Origin of the sequence: Streptomyces sp. MP131-18, from assembly GCF_001984575.1 — a bacterium.
Classification (GTDB): domain Bacteria; phylum Actinomycetota; class Actinomycetes; order Streptomycetales; family Streptomycetaceae; genus Streptomyces; species Streptomyces johnsoniae.
Genome location: NZ_LZNS01000001.1, coordinates 2,164,980 through 2,182,626, shown reverse-complemented (window position 1 = coordinate 2,182,626; position 17,647 = coordinate 2,164,980). Strand labels below are relative to the sequence as shown.

Annotated in this window: 18 protein-coding genes and 1 tRNA gene; 17 read left to right on the top strand and 2 right to left on the bottom strand. The window is 71.7% G+C overall.

What is annotated here, in order from left to right:
• Positions 1-424: 424 nt before the first annotated feature.
• The gene (locus STBA_RS09545; protein WP_077058835.1) at positions 425-1,165 is read right to left on the bottom strand and encodes a GntR family transcriptional regulator; all 741 of its coding nucleotides are present in this window, start codon (positions 1,163-1,165) and stop codon (positions 425-427) included.
• 167 nt (positions 1,166-1,332) lie between these two features.
• Between STBA_RS09545 and STBA_RS09540 the strand changes: the two genes are divergently transcribed.
• From STBA_RS09540 to STBA_RS09505, 8 genes are all read left to right on the top strand, one after another.
• Positions 1,333-1,668, top strand: a complete 336-nt coding sequence (locus STBA_RS09540) for a hypothetical protein (protein WP_077058834.1) — start codon at positions 1,333-1,335, stop codon at positions 1,666-1,668.
• A 2-nt stretch (positions 1,669-1,670) separates the two neighbouring features.
• Positions 1,671-3,038: an FtsK/SpoIIIE domain-containing protein gene (locus STBA_RS09535; protein ID WP_253194600.1), complete on the top strand. Its 1,368-nt coding sequence runs from the start codon at positions 1,671-1,673 to the stop codon at positions 3,036-3,038.
• Between the two features lie 15 nt (positions 3,039-3,053).
• Complete coding sequence (locus STBA_RS09530; RefSeq protein ID WP_077058832.1) at positions 3,054-3,248, top strand: hypothetical protein; 195 nt, start codon at positions 3,054-3,056, stop codon at positions 3,246-3,248.
• A gap of 31 nt (positions 3,249-3,279) precedes the next feature.
• Positions 3,280-3,570, top strand: a complete 291-nt coding sequence (locus STBA_RS09525; protein ID WP_077058831.1) for a hypothetical protein — start codon at positions 3,280-3,282, stop codon at positions 3,568-3,570.
• Between the two features lie 104 nt (positions 3,571-3,674).
• On the top strand, positions 3,675-3,917 hold the full coding sequence (locus STBA_RS09520; protein ID WP_077058830.1) for a hypothetical protein: 243 nt from the start codon (positions 3,675-3,677) through the stop codon (positions 3,915-3,917).
• Positions 3,917-5,266: a replication initiator gene (locus STBA_RS09515; protein ID WP_077058829.1), complete on the top strand. Its 1,350-nt coding sequence runs from the start codon at positions 3,917-3,919 to the stop codon at positions 5,264-5,266. Before STBA_RS09520 ends, STBA_RS09515 begins: the two co-directional genes overlap by 1 nt.
• 4 nt (positions 5,267-5,270) lie before the next feature.
• On the top strand, positions 5,271-5,444 hold the full coding sequence (locus STBA_RS09510) for a helix-turn-helix domain-containing protein (RefSeq protein WP_216356022.1): 174 nt from the start codon (positions 5,271-5,273) through the stop codon (positions 5,442-5,444).
• Positions 5,441-6,817 carry a tyrosine-type recombinase/integrase gene (locus STBA_RS09505; protein WP_077058828.1) on the top strand — a complete coding sequence of 459 codons (1,377 nt, stop codon included), beginning with the start codon at positions 5,441-5,443 and terminating at the stop codon, positions 6,815-6,817. The genes STBA_RS09510 and STBA_RS09505 overlap by 4 nt, the downstream gene beginning before the upstream one ends.
• Positions 6,818-7,036: 219 nt before the next feature.
• Here the strand turns inward: STBA_RS09505 and STBA_RS09500 are convergent.
• Positions 7,037-7,108: transfer RNA gene (locus STBA_RS09500), tRNA-Arg, on the bottom strand.
• Between the two features lie 156 nt (positions 7,109-7,264).
• Between STBA_RS09500 and STBA_RS09495 the strand changes: the two genes are divergently transcribed.
• The 9 genes from STBA_RS09495 (at position 7,265) to rpmE (ending at position 17,611) form a co-directional block, all read left to right on the top strand.
• Entirely contained in the window at positions 7,265-7,702 is a 438-nt protein-coding gene (locus STBA_RS09495) for a response regulator (protein ID WP_079251822.1), read from the top strand.
• Positions 7,699-8,436, top strand: coding sequence for a hypothetical protein (locus STBA_RS09490; RefSeq protein ID WP_077058827.1), 738 nt, complete (start codon positions 7,699-7,701; stop codon positions 8,434-8,436). The genes STBA_RS09495 and STBA_RS09490 overlap by 4 nt, the downstream gene beginning before the upstream one ends.
• 20 nt (positions 8,437-8,456) lie before the next feature.
• Positions 8,457-9,854 carry a diaminopimelate decarboxylase gene (gene lysA / locus STBA_RS09485; RefSeq protein WP_077058826.1) on the top strand — a complete coding sequence of 466 codons (1,398 nt, stop codon included), beginning with the start codon at positions 8,457-8,459 and terminating at the stop codon, positions 9,852-9,854.
• Between the two features lie 114 nt (positions 9,855-9,968).
• A complete protein-coding gene (locus STBA_RS09480) occupies positions 9,969-11,261 on the top strand; it encodes a homoserine dehydrogenase (protein WP_077058825.1) in 1,293 nt (430 codons plus the stop codon).
• Positions 11,262-11,342: 81 nt separating this feature from the next.
• Positions 11,343-12,446, top strand: coding sequence for a threonine synthase (gene thrC, locus STBA_RS09475; RefSeq protein WP_253194598.1), 1,104 nt, complete (start codon positions 11,343-11,345; stop codon positions 12,444-12,446).
• Between the two features lie 186 nt (positions 12,447-12,632).
• Positions 12,633-13,559, top strand: coding sequence for a homoserine kinase (gene thrB, locus STBA_RS09470; protein WP_077058823.1), 927 nt, complete (start codon positions 12,633-12,635; stop codon positions 13,557-13,559).
• Positions 13,560-13,965: 406 nt separating this feature from the next.
• A complete protein-coding gene (gene rho, locus STBA_RS09465; RefSeq protein ID WP_077058822.1) occupies positions 13,966-15,993 on the top strand; it encodes a transcription termination factor Rho in 2,028 nt (675 codons plus the stop codon).
• Between the two features lie 108 nt (positions 15,994-16,101).
• Positions 16,102-17,217, top strand: coding sequence for an LCP family protein (locus tag STBA_RS09460; RefSeq protein WP_077058821.1), 1,116 nt, complete (start codon positions 16,102-16,104; stop codon positions 17,215-17,217).
• Positions 17,218-17,386: 169 nt separating this feature from the next.
• Entirely contained in the window at positions 17,387-17,611 is a 225-nt protein-coding gene (gene rpmE / locus STBA_RS09455) for a 50S ribosomal protein L31 (protein ID WP_077058820.1), read from the top strand.
• The last annotated feature ends 36 nt before the right edge of the window (positions 17,612-17,647 follow it).

Sequence of the window (17,647 nt, the reverse complement as noted above, 5' to 3'; positions counted from 1 at the left end):
CCCAGGAACTGGCGTACGACCTGGCCAAGCGCCACCTTGGATATGGCAACTGCCCACGGTGGCTGCGATGCACGGCGGTCGGTGGAGCGGCTTTGGGCGGGAGCTGGCTTGGGGCGAGAGATCGGGGCCCGTACGCTGGCCAGCGGATCGGGCAGGTTGTGGACCTGCCCGTTGGTGCCCGATGTGGGCCTCGATCTTAGAGGCTCGCCCCAAGCTGGCTGCCTAAAGCCGTGGAGCCGGCCCCCAGCCACGACGAACCTCCTTCACGGCAACCAGGTTCGCGCCTGAGTTGGTGCGCGGCCGGCGGGCTCGGGCTGGAGCGGGGCGGAGACATGAGCGGCGGCCCGGGGCCGCCGCTGCCGCGCGCCGCGCCAGGGGCGCGGCGCCTTGAAGACGTAAGGAAAGTCTGAGCCAACCGACGCTGTCAGAGGCGGTACATCAGTTCTAGATCGTCGCCCGGGAGGTGGAACTCTTCGAGTGCCACCGGCTTGCCGGCCTGGCCGTGGGCCACGCGGAGCGCGTGCAGCATCGGGACTCCCTCCGGCAGCCGCAGGGCTTGAGCCTGGTCGGGGAGCGGCATTCGCGTGCGGACGTACTCGGTGAAGTCGAGTTCATGGCCGCACTCGGTCAGTGCCGCGTAGAGGTGGGGCGCCGGGGGCGGGGCCTGCTCCTCGTACTTCGTGCCGAGCAGCACAGAGAACGGGACGTAGGTGCTGTGCAGTTGGCGGAGGCGGCCACGGTCGGCCGTCTGGAGGGCTTGGTACGTGTACAGGGGCTCGCCCGGCGGGATGCGGAGCAGATCAGCCAGTGCGAGCGGTGCATCGGTGCGGGTGGCCACCTGTGGTTCGGCGTCTTCCCAACGGATTCCGTCGGCTTCGGCGAAGCGGCCGTCCAGTTCATGACGGACTGTGCGTGCGCGGGTGAGGCTGGGGCGCCCGTGGGGTGAGCGCACGAACATGCCCCGGCCCATCAGCACCTCTACCAGCCCGTTGGCCCGTAGCTCCGCTACTGCCTGACGCACTGTGGGGCGGGTCACGTTGAACTCTCCCGCGAGGGATTCCTCGGAAGGGAGCGGCTGCCCGGCCGGATAGGTGCCGTTCAGGATGCCTTCCCGCAGGTGATCGGCGATCTGCCGGTACTTGGGCGTGGTCCGTTTCGCGGGCATGTGGGCCTCCGTGGCTCCGCTCTCTCGTTCAGCCCGTACAGCGTCCCCCATAGCAAGCCACTTGACAACCCGTACTACGGGCGGGACTCTTTAGGTCGGCGCCCGTACTACGGGTGGAAGGCATCCCGAATGCTGTTGCTTCGGGAACGAACGAGAGGAGATCAACAGTGGTAGCCCTACCGATCGACACGGCGAAGTTCACGGGCGTCATCTGCGCCGTCGCGCCGATGCCGCGCATCGCCAACCGGGAGACGGGTCAACTCCGCGTTGACCGCGAGACGGGCAAGACCGTGTATCAGGTCGGCCTGTGCCTCATGGCCGGCACCTCGGCGGACGTCGTCACAGTGAGCGTGCCCGGCGAGCCGACGGGCGTTCAGGTCGGCGTGCCCGTCCAACTGCGCGACCTGGTGGCCACCCCGTGGGAGAACGACGGACGGCACGGCGTCGCTTTCCGTGCCACGGAGATCAAGCCCCTGACCGCCCCGGCGGGGAAGGGGGCCTGACGGTGACCGTTCCGGCCTCCACTCCCACGGCCGGGGAATTCCGGATGGCCTGGGCGCTCGTGGTGGTCGCCGTGCTGGGCATGGGCCTGCTCCTCGCGGGCCCGGCCCTGCGCCGCCGCTACCCGGTGGCCTGGTGGCTGTGCCTCGGCTTCCCGGCGGCGGCCCTCCGGGTCACGCGCAGTTGGCGGCCGTTGATGGCAGCGTGCGGCCTGGCGCAGAGCCGCAAAGCCGCGCTGGCGGTCGTCTCCGGCCTGGTGGGCCACGGCGCGGCTCCGCCCCAGCCGCGTGTACCGCGACGCGGGCGGATGCATCCGACGGCCGGCGGCTTCTGGCTCCTGGTGCGGTTACTGCCCGGCCAGGTTCCGGAGGACTTCGTCAAGGCGGCCCCGGCCATGGCGCACGACTGGGAGATGCACACGGTGCGTGTGACGACGTGGCGGCCCGGCGTCGTTCGGATCGCCGCGACGTTTGCCGACCCGCTCCGGCAGCCGCGCATGCCACGGCGGCACAGGGCCGACCGTCTGCTCCGGGTGGCGGTCGGGGTGCTGGAGTCGGGCGCTCAGTGGGTCATCGACCTGCGGAAGATCCCGCACTGGCTGATCGTCGGCGCGACCCGCTCCGGCAAGTCCACGCTGATCAACGCACTCGTTGCGGGCCTGGCTCCGCAACCGGTCGCCCTGGTCGGCGTCGACTGCAAGGGCGGCATGGAACTGTCGCTCTACGAACGGCGGCTGTCCGCCCTGGCCACCAACCGGCGTCAGGCTGTCCGGCTGCTCGGCGCCCTCGTCGACCTGACTCAGGGCCGTATGGCGCTGTGCCGCGCCGCACGGGTGCGGAACATCTGGGGCCTGCCGGACGCGGAGTGCCCGGTCCCGGTCGTGGTGATCGTGGACGAGATCGCCGAACTCTTCCTCGTGGCCAGCCGCGCCGAAAAGGACGACGCGCAAGCGGCAGCCACGACGCTGGTCCGGCTGGCCCAACTCGGCGCGGCGCTCGGGGTGTTCCTCGTCGTCGCGGGGCAACGGGTCGGCTCGGACCTCGGCCAGGGGGTCACGGCCCTGCGGTCACAGCTCGGCGGACGGGCCTGCCACCGGGTGGCCGACTCCGGCACGGCGGAAATGACGCTCGGGGACCTCAACCCGGACGCCCTGCAAGCCGCACAGTCCATCGCCCCGGAGGACGCCGGAACGGCGGTCCTGGCGTCGGCGGACGGCTGGGAACGCGCCCGGTCGTACCTCGTCCCGGAAACGGTCGCCGAGGGGGTGGCCGCCGAGTATGCCCACCTGACTCCCTACCTGCCCGAACTGGCCGACAGCGGCTCTGACGACGCCGCGGCCGTGCACATCGAACGACTCGACCGCGACGCGTGAGAAGGGAGATCCGCCGTGCTCGTCACCACCTCGGCCGTGCTGTTGCTCGGGCTGCTGATCCTGTTCCTCGTCCGCATCCGCTACCTGCGGGGATTCGAGGCCGGACTCTGCACGATCTTCGGCTTCCTGCTCGCTCAGACCGCTGCCGCGCCGCTGATCCAGGGCGCCCTGGACGCGACTGGCGCGATCCTCGCGCAACTCCAGTTCTGACCCACCCAACGCCCGAAGAAAGGAGATCGCCATGTCCGACTACGTGATCAACACCGGCGACCGAGAGGCGTTCATCGCCGGACTGCGGGAGCTGGCCGACTTCCTGGCCGACACCCCGGCCGTGCTGGTGCCCCCTCGCGCGAGCCTGACCCTCATCGTCAAGTCCGACAACCCCGAAGCGCGCCGCACCGGTGCCGAAGCCGCTGCCACCTCGCTGGGCGTGCCGCTGGAAGACCTGGGCGAAGGCTGCCTCAGCGCCTACCGGAAGTTCGGCCCGCTGACCTACTACGTCATCGCCCTGCCGCCCGAGGAGTACCGATGACGGCCCAGCAAACGGGCTCCCGACCGGGCGCGAAGTCGCCAAACCCGACCCGGTCGAGGGCCCACTCCATCCGCCACGTGAGCAGAGAAAGGAGCACCCACACCATGTACAGCGCCAACCGCGCGCGCAAGTCGCGTTCCGCCCAGTGCGAGATACGCGACGAGGAACGGCCCACCTGCGTGGGCCGGGAAAAGGTCGTCCTCGTCGGGACGGACGCCACGGAGCGCCGCGTCTGCCCGGCGCACGGCGCGGCCCTGTGGCTGACCGATCCGACCTTGCGCTTCTCGGCCAAGACCCGGCCCGAGGCGATCGCCGCGACGATGCGGCAGGCGTTCGGGGAGTCGTGATGAACGAAGCGGTCACCGCTCTCCTGGAGCGCGCGGCCCGGCCGGACTTCGACGTCTGGCGGCGTGGCATCGTCCGGCTCGGCGGCTGCACCAATCCGGTACACCTCCTCGGCGGCACGACCGTGGTGGACGTGCGCACCGGCGAGGCGATCCGTTCGTTCACCTCCGACGACGCGGGCGGGCTGCTGCTCGTTGCCTGCGGTAACCGGCGGGCGTCGGTCTGCCCGGCCTGTGCTCGGGTGTATCGGGCGGACACGTACCAGCTGATCCGGGCCGGACTGGCCGGTGGCAAGAACGTGGCGGAAGAGGTCGGCGGGCACCCCCGGGTGTTCGCCACCCTCACGGCCCCGGGCTTCGGCCCGGTCCACTCCCGCCGGGAACGGGGTGGTAGACGGCTGGCCTGCCGCCCCCGCCCGGCGGGGGAACGCTGCCCGCACGGGGTGCCGGTCGGTTGCGGACTCCGGCACGCGGAGGATGATGTCCGGCTCGGGGAACCGCTCTGCCCGCGCTGCTACGACTACGCGGGGGCGGTGCTCTGGCAGGCGCACGCCGGTCAGCTGTGGCATCGGTTCACCTTGGAATTGCGCCGGGAACTCGCCCGGCGGGCCGGGCTGACCCGCGCGGAATTCGCGGACGTGGCACGGCTTTCGTACGCCAAGGTGGCGGAGTATCAGCGGCGCGGCCTGGTTCACTTCCACGCGGTCATCCGGCTCGACGGACCCGACGGCCCGGCGGCACCCCCGCCCGGCTGGGCCGGCACCGGCCTCCTGGCGGAAGCGGTCCGCGCGGCCGTCGGCCTCGTGCGGCTCCCTGCCGTCGGCGTTGACGTGGTCGGCTCGCGTCTCATCGGCTTCGGCACTCAGCTGGATGTACGGCCCATCGCCGCGTTCGGTGTGGGGGAGCGGCTGACCTCCTCCGCGGTGGCGGGGTACATCGCGAAGTACGCCACCAAGGGCGCCGATGTCGCGGGTGCGGTCGGCGGGCGGATTCATCACGCTGCCGACATGGTGGCCTTGCCGGTGCGGGCGCACGTGCTCCGGATGATGGGTGCCTGCTGGTGGCTGGGCGGCCTGCCCGGCTTCGAGTCGCTGGGCCTGCGCCGCTGGGCTCACATGCTGGGCTACCGGGGCCACTTCACCACCAAGTCACACCGGTACTCCACCACGCTCACGGCCCTGCGGAACGCCCGTGCGGAACACCGTGCGGCGCAGCAGTACGCGGCGCTCGGGCTCGGCGACCGGGACACGGTCTCGGTCGGCACCTGGCGGTACGCGGGGCGTGGCTACTCCCCGGAGGCGGCCCTCGTCGCCGCGTCCGTGAGGGGCGGTGACGGCCATGGCGCGGGATGAGCTGATGACCGTCCGCGAAGTCCTCACCGAACTCGGCGGCGTCTCCCGGCGCACGTTCTATCGCTGGCGCGAACTGGGCATCGGGCCGGACGCGCTCAAGCTCCCCAACGGGGAGCTGCGGGTCTGGCGGAGCGACTTCATCGCCTGGCTCCGCAAGCGCGGGGAGGCATCGGCATGAAGAGTACTGACGTCCGGGTGTGGAGCATTCGGCATGACACACGCAGTAAGAAGGCGTCGTATCAGGTCCGCTGGAAGGTGGGCGGGAACACGTTCCCTCGCACGTTCCGGACGAAAGCGCTGGCCGACGCCTTTCGGGCCAAGCTCATCCGCGCGATGCGTGAGGGCGAGGAGTTCGACACCGAATCCGGGCTGCCGGACTCCATGATCGAGAAGGCTCCCTCCCTGAGCTGGTACGACTTCGCGTTGAAGTACCTCGCGATGAAGTGGCCCCATGCCGCGCCCAACACCAGGGACGGCATGAACGAAGCGCTGACAGCAGTGACCGTGGCCTTTCTCAATGACCTGCCGGGCCGACCGGCGGGCAGCCTGTTGAGAGTGGCGTTGCGGAACTGGGCTTTTGTGCTTCCCGGCCCCGGCGATCGTGAGGTTCCGCCGGAGATTGGCAACACGCTGCGCTGGGTCAGTAAGGCATCGCGGCCTTTGGCCGACCTGGCCAAGCCTCCCGAGATGCTTGCCGTCCTCGACGCGCTGAAGCTGAAACTCGACGGGACTCCTGCCGCCGCCGAGACTGTTCGACGCAAGAAGAACACCCTGGTGAATGCGCTGAAGTACGCCGTCGACCTGGGAGAGTTCGAGGACAACCCGGTTGCGGCGGCACGCTGGCAGAAACCGAAGGTGGTCAAGACCGTTGATCCGCGGGTCGTGGCCAATCCTGTTCAGGCGGAATCGCTGCTGTGTGCGGCATCGTATGTCGGCAAGACGCGCCGCTCCCGTGGGCGCCACCTGATGGGAATGTTCGCTGCCATGTACTACGGCGCGTTCCGTCCGGCGGAGGCCGTCGGGCTGGCGATCGGGGACTGCACCTTGCCGGAAAGGGAGTGGGGCCGGGTGCTGCTGCACCGCACGCGGCCCCCGGCAGGGAAGCAGTGGACGGGCACAGGGGAGGTGCACGACGACAGAGGGCTGAAGAACCGGCCGGAGAGGGAGACGCGGCCGGTACCGATTCCGCCCCGGCTCGTCACGATCCTGCGGGACCACGTGGACACCTACGGAACGGCGGACGACGGCCGGTTGTTCTTCAACGAACGTGGTGGGCTCGTCGCTTCCTGCACCTACTACCGCGTCTGGCATGAGGCCCGGGAACTGGGGCTTTCGCCGGCCCACGTGGCTACCCCGCTGGCCGGGCGCCCGTACGATCTGCGGCACTCGGCGCTGTCCACCTGGCTGAACGCCGGGGTGGACCCGACAGAGGTGGCGGAGCGGGCCGGGAACAGTGTCGAGGTGCTGTTCCAGCGCTACGCGAAGTGCCTCGACGGGCGGCAGGAGGTCGCGAACCGGCGCATCGAGAAGCTGTTCCGCGAGTACGCGTGAGGAGCGCGTGAGCGGCCAGGTACGGCAGGCCCCCGGATTCCGTCCGGGGGTCTCGGCATTCTTGGGGCTGACCTGCGGAAACGGGCCGCCGCCCCCGCCACGAATACGCCACGGGCGTCGACAAACAGTCGCTCAGCGCTGCATCCGCCTGCGCACACACAAAGACCCCGGACCATGCAAAGCTGCTGGTCACGGGGTCTGTTGGCACCTCATAACGGGTGCCCCCGGCAGGATTCGAACCTGCGCACACGGCTCCGGAGGCCGTTGCTCTATCCCCTGAGCTACGGGGGCTGGTGTCGTCTCTGTGGCGACGGGAAGGACTCTATCAGCTTGGTGGCGGTGGTCCGCACCGGTGTTTTCCGTACGGGGGTGCGGGGGGCGCTACTCCCGGGTACAACTTCAGGGAAAGGCCGGACGCCGGGTGGGGAAGGCGCTTACCCTGGGTGGGTGCCAGGCGCTTCAGGCCGGGTCCTCGTCGTCGACGACAGCCAGGTCATCCGGCAGTTGATCAAGGTGAACCTCGAACTTGACGGGTTCGAGGTCATGACCGCGTCCGACGGTGCCGAGTGTCTGGAGACGGTGCACCGCTTCTGTCCGGATGTGATCACGCTCGACCTGGCCATGCCGCGGATGGACGGGATGCGGACCGTCGGGCGGCTGCGGGTGGACCCGCGGACCGCGGATATTCCGCTGGTGCTGGTGTCCGCCAGTGCGGGGGCCGAGGCGCCGGCGGGGATCGACGCGCTGCTGGCCAAGCCGTTCGAGCCGGCCGAGCTGGTCGGCGTCGTGCGCAGGTTGTGCGACGAGGGGCGGCGGGCGGGGTCCGTCCGGCAGGTAAAACGGCTGGCGGAACGGCGCCCGGCCTCTCGTACGCTTGCTCCGTGACTCCTGACCGGCTCTCCCAGGCCGTGCTCCGCTCCGCGCGCGAGCTCGGCTTCGCCGACGTGCCCGAGCGCGCCGGGCTGCGGCCGCGGGGGGTGCGGGAGTGGGGGACCGGGATCGCCATGCGGCTGGCCGGGCCGGCCGGGATGACGGGGGCCGAGGCCGCCGCGCGGCTGCGCGAGCGGCTGGTGGTGCAGGCGGGGGTGCGGGACGTCGAGGTCGTCGGGGGCGGGTTCCTCAACATCAGGCTGGCCGAGGGGGCCGACGCCGAGCTGCTGCGCGAGCTGCTCGCCCGCCCCCGGCCGGCCGCGCTGCCCGAGGACCCGGCGCGCGATGCCGAACGGTGGGCCGCCGCGGGCGGCGCGGGGGGCGCGCTGCTCGTGCAGCGCGACGAGAATCCGCTGTTCCGGGTCAGGTACGCGCACGCCCGCAGCCGCGCGCTGGAGCGGGGGGCGCGGGCGCTCGGCGTGCCGCCGGAGCCGGGCGCCGCGGCGCTGGAGACGGCGCAGGAGCGGGCGTTGCTCGCCGCGCTGGGGGAGCAGGTGTGGTCCGCGGGGCGTCTGGTGCGCGTCGCCGACGCCTTCCTCGAGACCGAACGGGTCAGGTCGGCGCTGCCCGTCGGGGACGAGAAACCCGGGGCCGCCCACCGCGCCCGGCTGGCTCTCGCCCAGGCCGCCGGAGCGGTGCTGGCCGGCGGCCTGCTCCGGCTGGGCATCAGTGCGCCCGACCACGTGTGAACAGATAGAGGACTTCCGACATGAGCCGTTCCGCCCACCCCGCCGGGCCCCGTCACGCCGACGTGTTGCCCGAGGGGCACTACGCCGCGCCGCCCACCGATCTCAACGCGCTGGACCCGCGCGTCTGGGCCCGTTCCGTCACGCGGGGGGACGACGGCGTCGTCCGGGTCGCGGGCGTGAGCGCCGCGGCGCTCGCCGAGTCGTTCGGCACGCCGGCGTACGTGCTGGACGAGTCCGACTTCCGCGCGCGCTGCCGCGCCTGGCGGGAGGCGTTCGGACCGGATGCCGACGTGTTCTACGCCGGAAAGGCCTTTCTCTCGCGCGCCGTTGTGCGCTGGTTGTGCGAGGAAGGGCTGAACGTCGACGTCTGCTCGGGCGGTGAGCTGGCGACGGCGCTGGCGGGCGGGATGCCCGCGGAACGTATCGCACTGCACGGCAACAACAAGTCGGCGGCCGAGATCCGGCGGGCCGTCGAGGCGGGTGTGGGGCGGATCGTGCTGGATTCGTTCGAGGAGATCGAACGGGTCGCCTGGGCCGCGGAGCGCCACGGCGCGCGGCAGCGGGTGCAGATCCGGGTCACGGTGGGGGTCGAGGCGCACACCCACGAGTTCATCGCCACCGCGCACGAGGACCAGAAGTTCGGGCTCGGGCTCGCGGACGGCACGGCCGCGGAGGCGGTGCGCCGGGTGCTGGCGCGGCCGAGTCTGGAACTGGTCGGCCTGCACAGCCACATCGGCTCGCAGATCTTCGACATGGCCGGCTTCGAGGTCTCGGCGCGGCGCGTCGTCGGGCTGCTGAGCGCGGTGCGGGACGAGCACGGGGTCGAGTTGCCGGAGATCGACCTCGGCGGCGGTCTCGGTATCGCGTACACGCCCCAGGACGATCCGCGCGAGCCGCACGAGATCGGCAAGGCGCTGGGCGAGATGGTGACGAAGGAGTGCGAGGCGGCCGGGCTCGCGGTGCCGCGCCTGTCGGTGGAGCCGGGGCGGGCGATCGTCGGCCCGAGCGCGTTCACGCTGTACGAGGTGGGGACGGTCAAGCCGCTCCAAGGGCTGCGCACGTACGTCAGCGTCGACGGCGGCATGTCGGACAACATTCGCACGGCGCTGTACGACGCGGAATACTCGGTCGTGCTCGCCTCGCGGGTCTCCCACGAGCCGCCGATGCTGGCCCGTGTGGTCGGCAAGCACTGCGAGAGCGGGGACATCGTCGTCCGCGACGCGTATCTGCCGGCCGACGTGCGGCCCGGCGACCTGCTGGCCGTGCCCGCCACGGGGGCCTACTGCCGGTCGATGGCGAGCAATTACAACCACACGCCGCGCCCGCCCGTGGTCGCGGTGACGGAAGGCGCGGCGCGGGAGATCGTGCGGCGGGAGACCGAGGAGGACCTGCTCGCCCTGGACGTCGGCTGGCAGTGAGGATGTAGGTGTAGGTGGGCGGGCAGCGGCTCGTCCGCATACTGAACGCCGGGCGGGGGTTTCCCCGCCGGTGCGTGAGACTGAGGGTTCACGAGAACGGAAAGGCGAGGTCGAATGGTGCGCACTCGTCCGCTGAAGGTGGCGCTGCTCGGCTGCGGAGTGGTCGGCTCGCAGGTGGCCCGCCTGATGACGACGCACGCGGACGACCTCGCCGCCCGCATCGGGGCGCCGGTCGAGCTGGCCGGGGTGGCCGTGCGCCGCCTGGGGAAGGACCGCGAGGGCGTGCCGCCCGAGCTGGTGACGACGGACGCGGCGGGCCTGGTGGCGCGCGGCGACATCGACGTCGTCCTGGAGCTGATCGGCGGCATCGAGCCGGCCCGCACGCTGATCAACTCGGCGTTCGAGCACGGCGCGAGCGTCGTCACGGCGAACAAGGCGCTGCTGGCCCAGGAGGGGCCCGCGCTGCACGCGGCGGCGGAGAAACATGCGGCCGACCTGTACTTCGAGGCGTCCGTGGCCGGGGCGATCCCGCTGCTGCGTCCGCTGCGCGAGTCGCTCGCGGGCGACAAGGTGAACCGCGTGCTCGGCATCGTCAACGGCACGACCAACTTCATCCTCGACCGCATGGAGTCGACCGGCGCCGGGTATGGCGAAGCGCTTCAGGAGGCGTCGGCGCTCGGCTACGCCGAGGCCGATCCGACGGCGGACGTGGAGGGCTTCGACGCGGCGGCCAAGGCGGCGATCCTGGCCGGGATCGCGTTCCACAGCCGGGTGGGCCTGGACGACGTGCACCGCGAGGGCATCACGGAGATCACCGCGGCCGACGTGGCGGGCGCGCGGCAGATGGGCTGCACGGTGAAGCTGCTGGCCATTTGCGAACGGGCCGAGGACGGACGTTCCGTGACCGCCCGCGTGCACCCGGCGATGATCCCGCTCAGTCACCCGCTGGCCGGCGTGCGCGAGGCGTACAACGCGGTGTTCGTGGAGGCGGAGGCGGCCGGCCGGCTGATGTTCTACGGTCCGGGCGCGGGCGGTGTGCCGACCGCGTCGGCGGTGCTCGGCGACCTGGTGGCCGCCTGCCGCAACAAGCGGGGCGGCGGGCTCGGCCCGGGGGAGTCGGCGTACGCGCGGCTGCCGGTGAGCCCGATGGGCGAGGTGGTCACCCGCTACCACATCAGCCTGGACGTCGCGGACAAGCCGGGTGTGCTGGCGCAGTGCGCGATGGTGTTCGCCGATCACGGGGTGTCGATCGACACGGTCCGGCAGACCGGCAAGGACGGCGAGGCGAAGCTCGTCGTGGTCACGCACCGGGCGTCGGACGCGGCGCTCGGCGCAACGGTCGAGGCATTGCGCAGACTGGATACCGTGCACGGTGTCGCGAGCACCATGCGGGTCGAGGGTGAGTAGCAGGGCCGGGCGTGCCGCTCCTCGCCCGGGATGTCCGTCCTTCGGGGGCGGAGAAATGAACAGAAGGGCCTGACTTACGTCATGGACGCACCAGCCATGTCCGCCGCCGCTGCCGGCGGCCGCACCAGCTCCCAGTGGCGCGGGGTGATCGAGGAGTACCGCGACCGCCTCCCGGTCACGTCCCGCACGCCCGTGGTGACGCTGCGCGAGGGTGGGACGCCGCTCGTGCCCGCCGTGGTGCTTTCCGAACGTACCGGGTGTGACGTTTATCTCAAGGTCGAGGGTGCGAATCCGACCGGTTCGTTCAAGGACCGGGGCATGACGATGGCGATGTCGCGGGCGAAGGAGGAGGGGGCGCAGGCCGTCATCTGCGCCTCGACCGGCAACACCTCGGCGTCCGCCGCGGCCTACGCGGTGCGGGCGGGGATGGTGTGCGCCGTTCTCGTTCCGCAGGGCAAGATCGCGCTGGGCAAGATGGGGCAGGCGCTCGTGCACGGCGCGCGCATCCTCCAGGTGGAGGGAAACTTCGACGACTGCCTGACGCTGGCCAGGGACCTGGCGGAGAAGTACCCGGTGGCGCTGGTCAATTCGGTCAATCCGGTGCGTATCGAGGGGCAGAAGACCGCGGCGTTCGAGATCGTCGACATGCTCGGCGACGCCCCCGACATCCACGTGCTGCCGGTGGGCAACGCGGGGAACATCACGGCGTACTGGAAGGGCTACCGCGAGTACGCGGCGGACGGCATCGCCTCCCGCACGCCCCGGATGTGGGGCTACCAGGCGTCGGGCGCGGCGCCCATCGTGCGCGGCGAGCCGGTGAAGGACCCCACGACGATCGCGACCGCCATCCGCATCGGCAACCCGGCCTCCTGGACGCTCGCGGAGCAGGCCAGGGACGAGTCCGGCGGACGCGTCGACGAGGTGACCGACCGCCAGATCCTCGCGGCCTACCGGCTGTTGGCGGCCCGTGAGGGAGTGTTCGTGGAGCCGGCCTCCGCCGCGTCCGTGGCCGGGCTGCTGAAGGCGGCGGAGAACGGCGACGTCGACCCGGGGCAGCGCATCGTGTGCACGGTGACGGGCAACGGGCTGAAGGACCCGGACTGGGCGGTCTCCGGAGCGCCGCAGCCGGTGACGGTGCCGGTGGACGCGGACGCGGCGGCGGCCCGCCTGGACCTGGTCCGGTGACGCGGCGCGGGCGACACCTGCCCGCCCTGTATCGCGTCTGAACCTTCCTTCGATAGGCTGGTATTCGTCCCGGAGTGGTGTACTGCCCGCTGTTACGTCCACGAGCCAGGGCGCGCGTCGCCTTCAGCGGCGCCACCCGCCCGGCGGGGACATGCCGCACATCTCACCAAGGAGAGTCATCGAGCGATGGCCCATCCCGCCTTCCGCGCCGCCGCTGTACGGGTCCGCACGCCCGCGACCAGCGCCAATCTCGGGCCCGGCTTCGATGCGCTCGGGCTGGCGCTCGGCCTGTACGACGACGTCGTGGTCCGGGTGTCGGACTCGGGGCTGCACCTGGACATCGCGGGTGAGGGCGCGGACTCGGTGCCGCGGGACGAGCGCAATCTGCTGGTTCGCACGCTGCGTACGGCGTTCGACGCGCTCGGCGGGCAGCCCAGGGGCCTGGAGATCGTGTGTGCGAACCGGATTCCGCACGGGCGCGGCCTCGGCTCCTCGTCCGCGGCGATCTGCGCCGGTCTCGTGGCGGCCCGCGCGGTGACCACCGGCGGGGAGGGCAAGCTCGACGACACCGCGCTGCTGGAGCTGGCCGCGGAGATCGAGGGCCACCCGGACAACGTCGCGGCCTGCCTGCTGGGCGGGTTCACGCTGGCGTGGGGCGAGAGCGGCGCGGTGCGGGCGATCCGGATGGACCCGGCGCAGACGGTCGTTCCCGTGGTGTTCGTGCCGGCCACGCCGCTGGCGACGGAGACGGCGCGGGGGCTGCTGCCGCAGCACGTTCCGCATGTCGACGCGGCGGCCAACGCGGGCCGGGCCGCGCTGCTGATCGAGGCGCTGACCAGGCGCCCCGAGCTGCTGCTCCCGGCCACGGAGGACCGGCTGCACCAGGACTACCGGGCACCCGCGATGCCCGAGAGCATGGATCTCGTCGGCCGCCTGCGGGCGGACGGCGTCCCCGCGGTCATCTCGGGGGCGGGCCCGACGGTGCTCGCGCTCGCGGAGGACGGGGAGGCCGACAAGGTCGCCCGGCTGGCCGGAGACGGCTGGACGGCGAATCGACTGGCTCTGGACACGGCTGGAACGTGCGTCCTGCCGCTTGCCGGGGCTGGTCAGTGACCCGCGCAGCCCGTCCGTCAGGGCGGGTCGTGGGGTCGCGGATGGAAGCGGGAGAGGGGGAATGAAGGCAGGGTCCGGTAGTGTTAACCTCAAGTCTGCACGTACCGCCACAGTCGGTTTCGTGCGGAATTCCGGGGTCCCATGGTTGGGGACCACCCCACTTTCTTCCGGGAGCCTCCACTCATCTGCCTGAGCAGCCTGCCTGGCAGGGACGAGCACGCTCCGGAACGGTGCGAGACGGTTTCTTGATGATCCTCCCCGCACCACACCGTGAATTTGATCTTCCGCCGCAAGTGAGCAGGCGGGATTACCGCACCGGCCGGCCCACCGCACGGGGCCGCAGCCGGACAGCACGACCGGTCGCCGAGCCAGACAGGCCGACGTCCGCTCCAGGGAAGGACCCTTCGTGAGCGACACCACCGATCTGATGGGCGTGAGTGCCGACACCGCCGACAAGACTGCCGGTGCTGCCACCGCGTCCGCCACGGACGCTCCTGCCGCCCCCGCCGCGACGCGGCGCCGGCGCTCGGGTACCGGCCTCGACGGCATGGTTCTCGCCGAGTTGCAGCAGGTTGCCTCCGGGCTGGGGATCAGGGGCACCGCGCGGATGCGCAAGAGCCAGCTGATCGAGGTCATCAAGGAGAAGCAGGCCACCGGCGCCGGAAGCCCGGGAGCGGCGAACGCGGACGGCGCGTCGGCCGAGTCCGCCTCCGCGGAGAAGCCGAAGCGGCGCGCGACCTCGCGCACCAGGACCGGCGAGTCCGCCGCAGCCGCCGCACAGCAGCAGATCGAGATTCCGGGCCAGGGCGCCGACGGCAAGGCCGCGCCCGCCGCCGCGAGCGACGCGGGCGAAAAGGGCCAGGAGAAGGTTCAGGAAAAGGCCGCGGACAAGGGCAGCGACAAGGACCGCGGGGACAAGGACCGCGATGCCGGGGGCGAGGCCCCGAGGACCGAGGGCCAGGACCGTCAGGGCAAGCGCGACCGCGACCGGCGGGGCGGCAAGAACGCGGGCGGCCAGGGCCAGTCGGGCAAGAACGACGGCCAGGGCCCGTCCGGCAAGGACGGCGGCCGGGGCGGCCGGGAGGGCCGCGACGGCAACCGGGACGGCCGGGACAGCCGTGAGGGCCGCGACAACAACCGCGACAGCCGCGGCGGCAACCGCGACAACCGCGACAACCGCGATAACGCGGACGACGACTTCGAGGGCGGGCGCCGGGGCCGCCGCGGCCGCTACCGCGACCGCCGCGGGCGGCGCGGGCGCGACGAGGTCAGCGAGCCGCAGATCGCCGAGGACGATGTCCTGATCCCGGTCGCGGGCATCCTCGACATCCTCGACAATTACGCGTTCGTCCGCACGTCCGGCTACCTGCCGGGGCCGAACGACGTGTATGTCTCGCTCGCCCAGGTCCGCAAGAACGGCCTGCGCAAGGGCGACCACGTCACCGGGGCGGTCCGCCAGCCGCGCGACGGCGAACGGCGCGAGAAGTTCAACGCGCTGGTCCGTCTCGACTCGGTCAACGGCATGGCCGCCGAATCCGGGCGCGGGCGCGCCGAGTTCAACAAGCTGACGCCGCTGTACCCGCAGGAGCGGCTGCGTCTCGAAAGCGACCCGGGCGCGTTGACTACGCGCATCATCGACCTGGTCTCGCCCATCGGCAAGGGCCAGCGCGGGCTGATCGTGGCGCCGCCCAAGACCGGCAAGACCATGATCATGCAGGCGGTGGCCAACGCCATCACCCGCAACAACCCCGAGTGCCATCTGATGGTCGTCCTCGTCGACGAGCGGCCGGAAGAGGTCACCGACATGCAGCGCTCGGTGAAGGGCGAGGTCATCTCCTCGACCTTCGACCGGCCGGCGGAGGACCACACCACGGTCGCGGAGCTCGCCATCGAGCGCGCCAAGCGGCTGGTGGAGCTGGGCCACGACGTGGTCGTGCTGCTCGACTCCATCACGCGCCTCGGCCGCGCCTACAACCTGGCGGCCCCGGCGTCCGGCCGGATTCTGTCCGGCGGTGTCGACTCGGCGGCGCTGTACCCGCCGAAGAAGTTTTTCGGCGCGGCCCGCAACATCGAGGACGGCGGCTCCCTGACGATCCTCGCCACCGCGCTGGTCGAGACCGGCTCCCGGATGGACGAGGTGATCTTCGAGGAGTTCAAGGGCACCGGCAACATGGAGCTGAAGCTGGACCGGAAGCTCGCGGACAAGCGCATCTTCCCGGCCGTGGACGTGGACGCGTCCGGCACCAGGAAGGAGGAGATCCTGATGGGCAGCGACGAGCTGGCGATCGTCTGGAAGCTCCGCCGGGTGCTGCACGCGCTGGACCAGCAGCAGGCCATCGAGCTGCTGCTGGACAAGATGAAGCAGACCAAGTCGAACGCCGAGTTCCTGCTCCAGATCCAGAAGACGACCCCGGCCCCCGGCAACGGGGACTGACCGATCCTTCGCGCGCACGGCGGCGGCCCCCCACCCGGCAGGGTGCGGGGGCCGCCGCCGTGTCCCCGCCGGGAGGCGTCACCCTCTCCAAGGGGGCACAATGGGTGAATGGGCACCCAACCGGACGATGCAGGGCGAGCCGGGCGGCCCCGTCGTCCGCGGAGCGCGCGCCGCGGCCCCGGGAGGCGGCGGCTGCTGCGCGCCGTCGTGATCGGCCTGGCCGCGGTCGTCCTGTTGACGGGGGCCGGGCTCACCGCCCTGTACGTGAAGCTCGACGGCAATCTGTCGCAGGTCGACATAGACTCCGCACTCGGACCCGACCGGCCGCGGGACACCCCGGGCGGCTCGATGGACATCCTCGTCCTCGGCTCGGACTCCAGGGCCGGGACGAACGGCGACTTCGGCGGCCCGGACGCCCAGGACGGCGCCCGCAGCGACACCGCCATGATCGTCCACGTGAACGAGGCGCACGACGCGGCCACCGTCGTCTCCATCCCGCGCGACACCCTCGTGGACCGCCCGCGGTGCGAGCGGGGCGACGGCTCGACCGAGCCCGCGGCGGACCGTTCGATGTTCAACGAGGCGTACACGGTGGGCGGTCCGGCCTGCACCGTCAAGACGGTCGAGTCCCTGACCGGGCTGCGCATGGACCACTACCTGGAGGTCGACTTCGACGGCTTCGCCCGGCTGGTCGACACCCTCGGCGGCGTCGAGATCACGACCACGGAGGCCATCGACGACGAGGACAGCCACCTGGACCTGCCGGCGGGCACCCACACCCTCGACGGGCGCGAGTCGCTCGCGCTGGTGCGCACCAGGAAGGCCGTCGGCGACGGCAGCGACCTCAGCCGCATCGAGCTCCAGCAGTCCTTCCTGCGGGCCCTGGCGGACCAGGCGGGGGGCGTGGGGCTGGCCAGCCCCAAGCGGCTCTACGACCTTGCCGACGCCGCGACTTCCGCGGTCACCACCGACTCCGGTATCGGCTCGGTGCGGGAGCTGGCGGACCTGGCCCAGACGCTGGAGGGCATCGGCCCGGACGCCATGCAGATGGTCACCCTGCCCGTCGGCACCGACCCGGCCGACCCCAACCGCGTCACGCCGCTCCCCGAGCAGTCCGGGCAGGTGTGGCGGGCGCTGCGCCGCGACGAGCCGGTGCCCGCCTCGGCGGTCGAGGGCTCCGTCTCCGAGGAGAACGGGGACCGGTCCGTCGTCACCGAGGGGTGACGCCCGGTAGTCGCCCGGCGCGGAACGGCGGGCGTACGGACGGGGAACGAGGGGCAGCGGCACCCCGTTTTGTCGGGCACGCTCCCTGCTGGCAAACTGGAGCGTCGGCCCCGGTTCACGGCGCGCAGCCCGCGCGTCGACCCGGCGCCCTCCCGAGCTAGGAGACACCGTGAAGCGCGACATTCACCCGGAGTACTACGAGACCCAGGTCAGCTGCACCTGCGGTGCCTCGTTCACCACCCGTAGCACCGTCAGCGAGGGGCGTATCCGCGCCGACATCTGCTCCGAGTGCCACCCGTTCTACACCGGCAAGCAGAAGATTCTCGACACCGGTGGCCGTGTGGCCCGCTTCGAGGCGCGCTTCGGCAAGAACGCCGGGTCCGCCCGCAAGTAGCGACCCCGTCGGCGCCGGGCCGGCGGCCGTTGACGC

Coding starts and splice junctions, on each gene's coding strand:
- STBA_RS09545 (WP_077058835.1), bottom strand. CDS start 1,165: ATGCCCGCGAAACGGACCACGCCCAAGTACCGGCAGATCGCCGATCAC.
- STBA_RS09525 (WP_077058831.1), top strand. CDS start 3,280: ATGTCCGACTACGTGATCAACACCGGCGACCGAGAGGCGTTCATCGCC.
- STBA_RS09520 (WP_077058830.1), top strand. CDS start 3,675: ATGTACAGCGCCAACCGCGCGCGCAAGTCGCGTTCCGCCCAGTGCGAG.
- STBA_RS09515 (WP_077058829.1), top strand. CDS start 3,917: ATGAACGAAGCGGTCACCGCTCTCCTGGAGCGCGCGGCCCGGCCGGAC.
- STBA_RS09510 (WP_216356022.1), top strand. CDS start 5,271: ATGACCGTCCGCGAAGTCCTCACCGAACTCGGCGGCGTCTCCCGGCGC.
- STBA_RS09505 (WP_077058828.1), top strand. CDS start 5,441: ATGAAGAGTACTGACGTCCGGGTGTGGAGCATTCGGCATGACACACGC.
- lysA (WP_077058826.1), top strand. CDS start 8,457: ATGAGCCGTTCCGCCCACCCCGCCGGGCCCCGTCACGCCGACGTGTTG.
- STBA_RS09480 (WP_077058825.1), top strand. CDS start 9,969: ATGGTGCGCACTCGTCCGCTGAAGGTGGCGCTGCTCGGCTGCGGAGTG.
- thrC (WP_253194598.1), top strand. CDS start 11,343: ATGGACGCACCAGCCATGTCCGCCGCCGCTGCCGGCGGCCGCACCAGC.
- thrB (WP_077058823.1), top strand. CDS start 12,633: ATGGCCCATCCCGCCTTCCGCGCCGCCGCTGTACGGGTCCGCACGCCC.
- STBA_RS09460 (WP_077058821.1), top strand. CDS start 16,102: ATGGGCACCCAACCGGACGATGCAGGGCGAGCCGGGCGGCCCCGTCGT.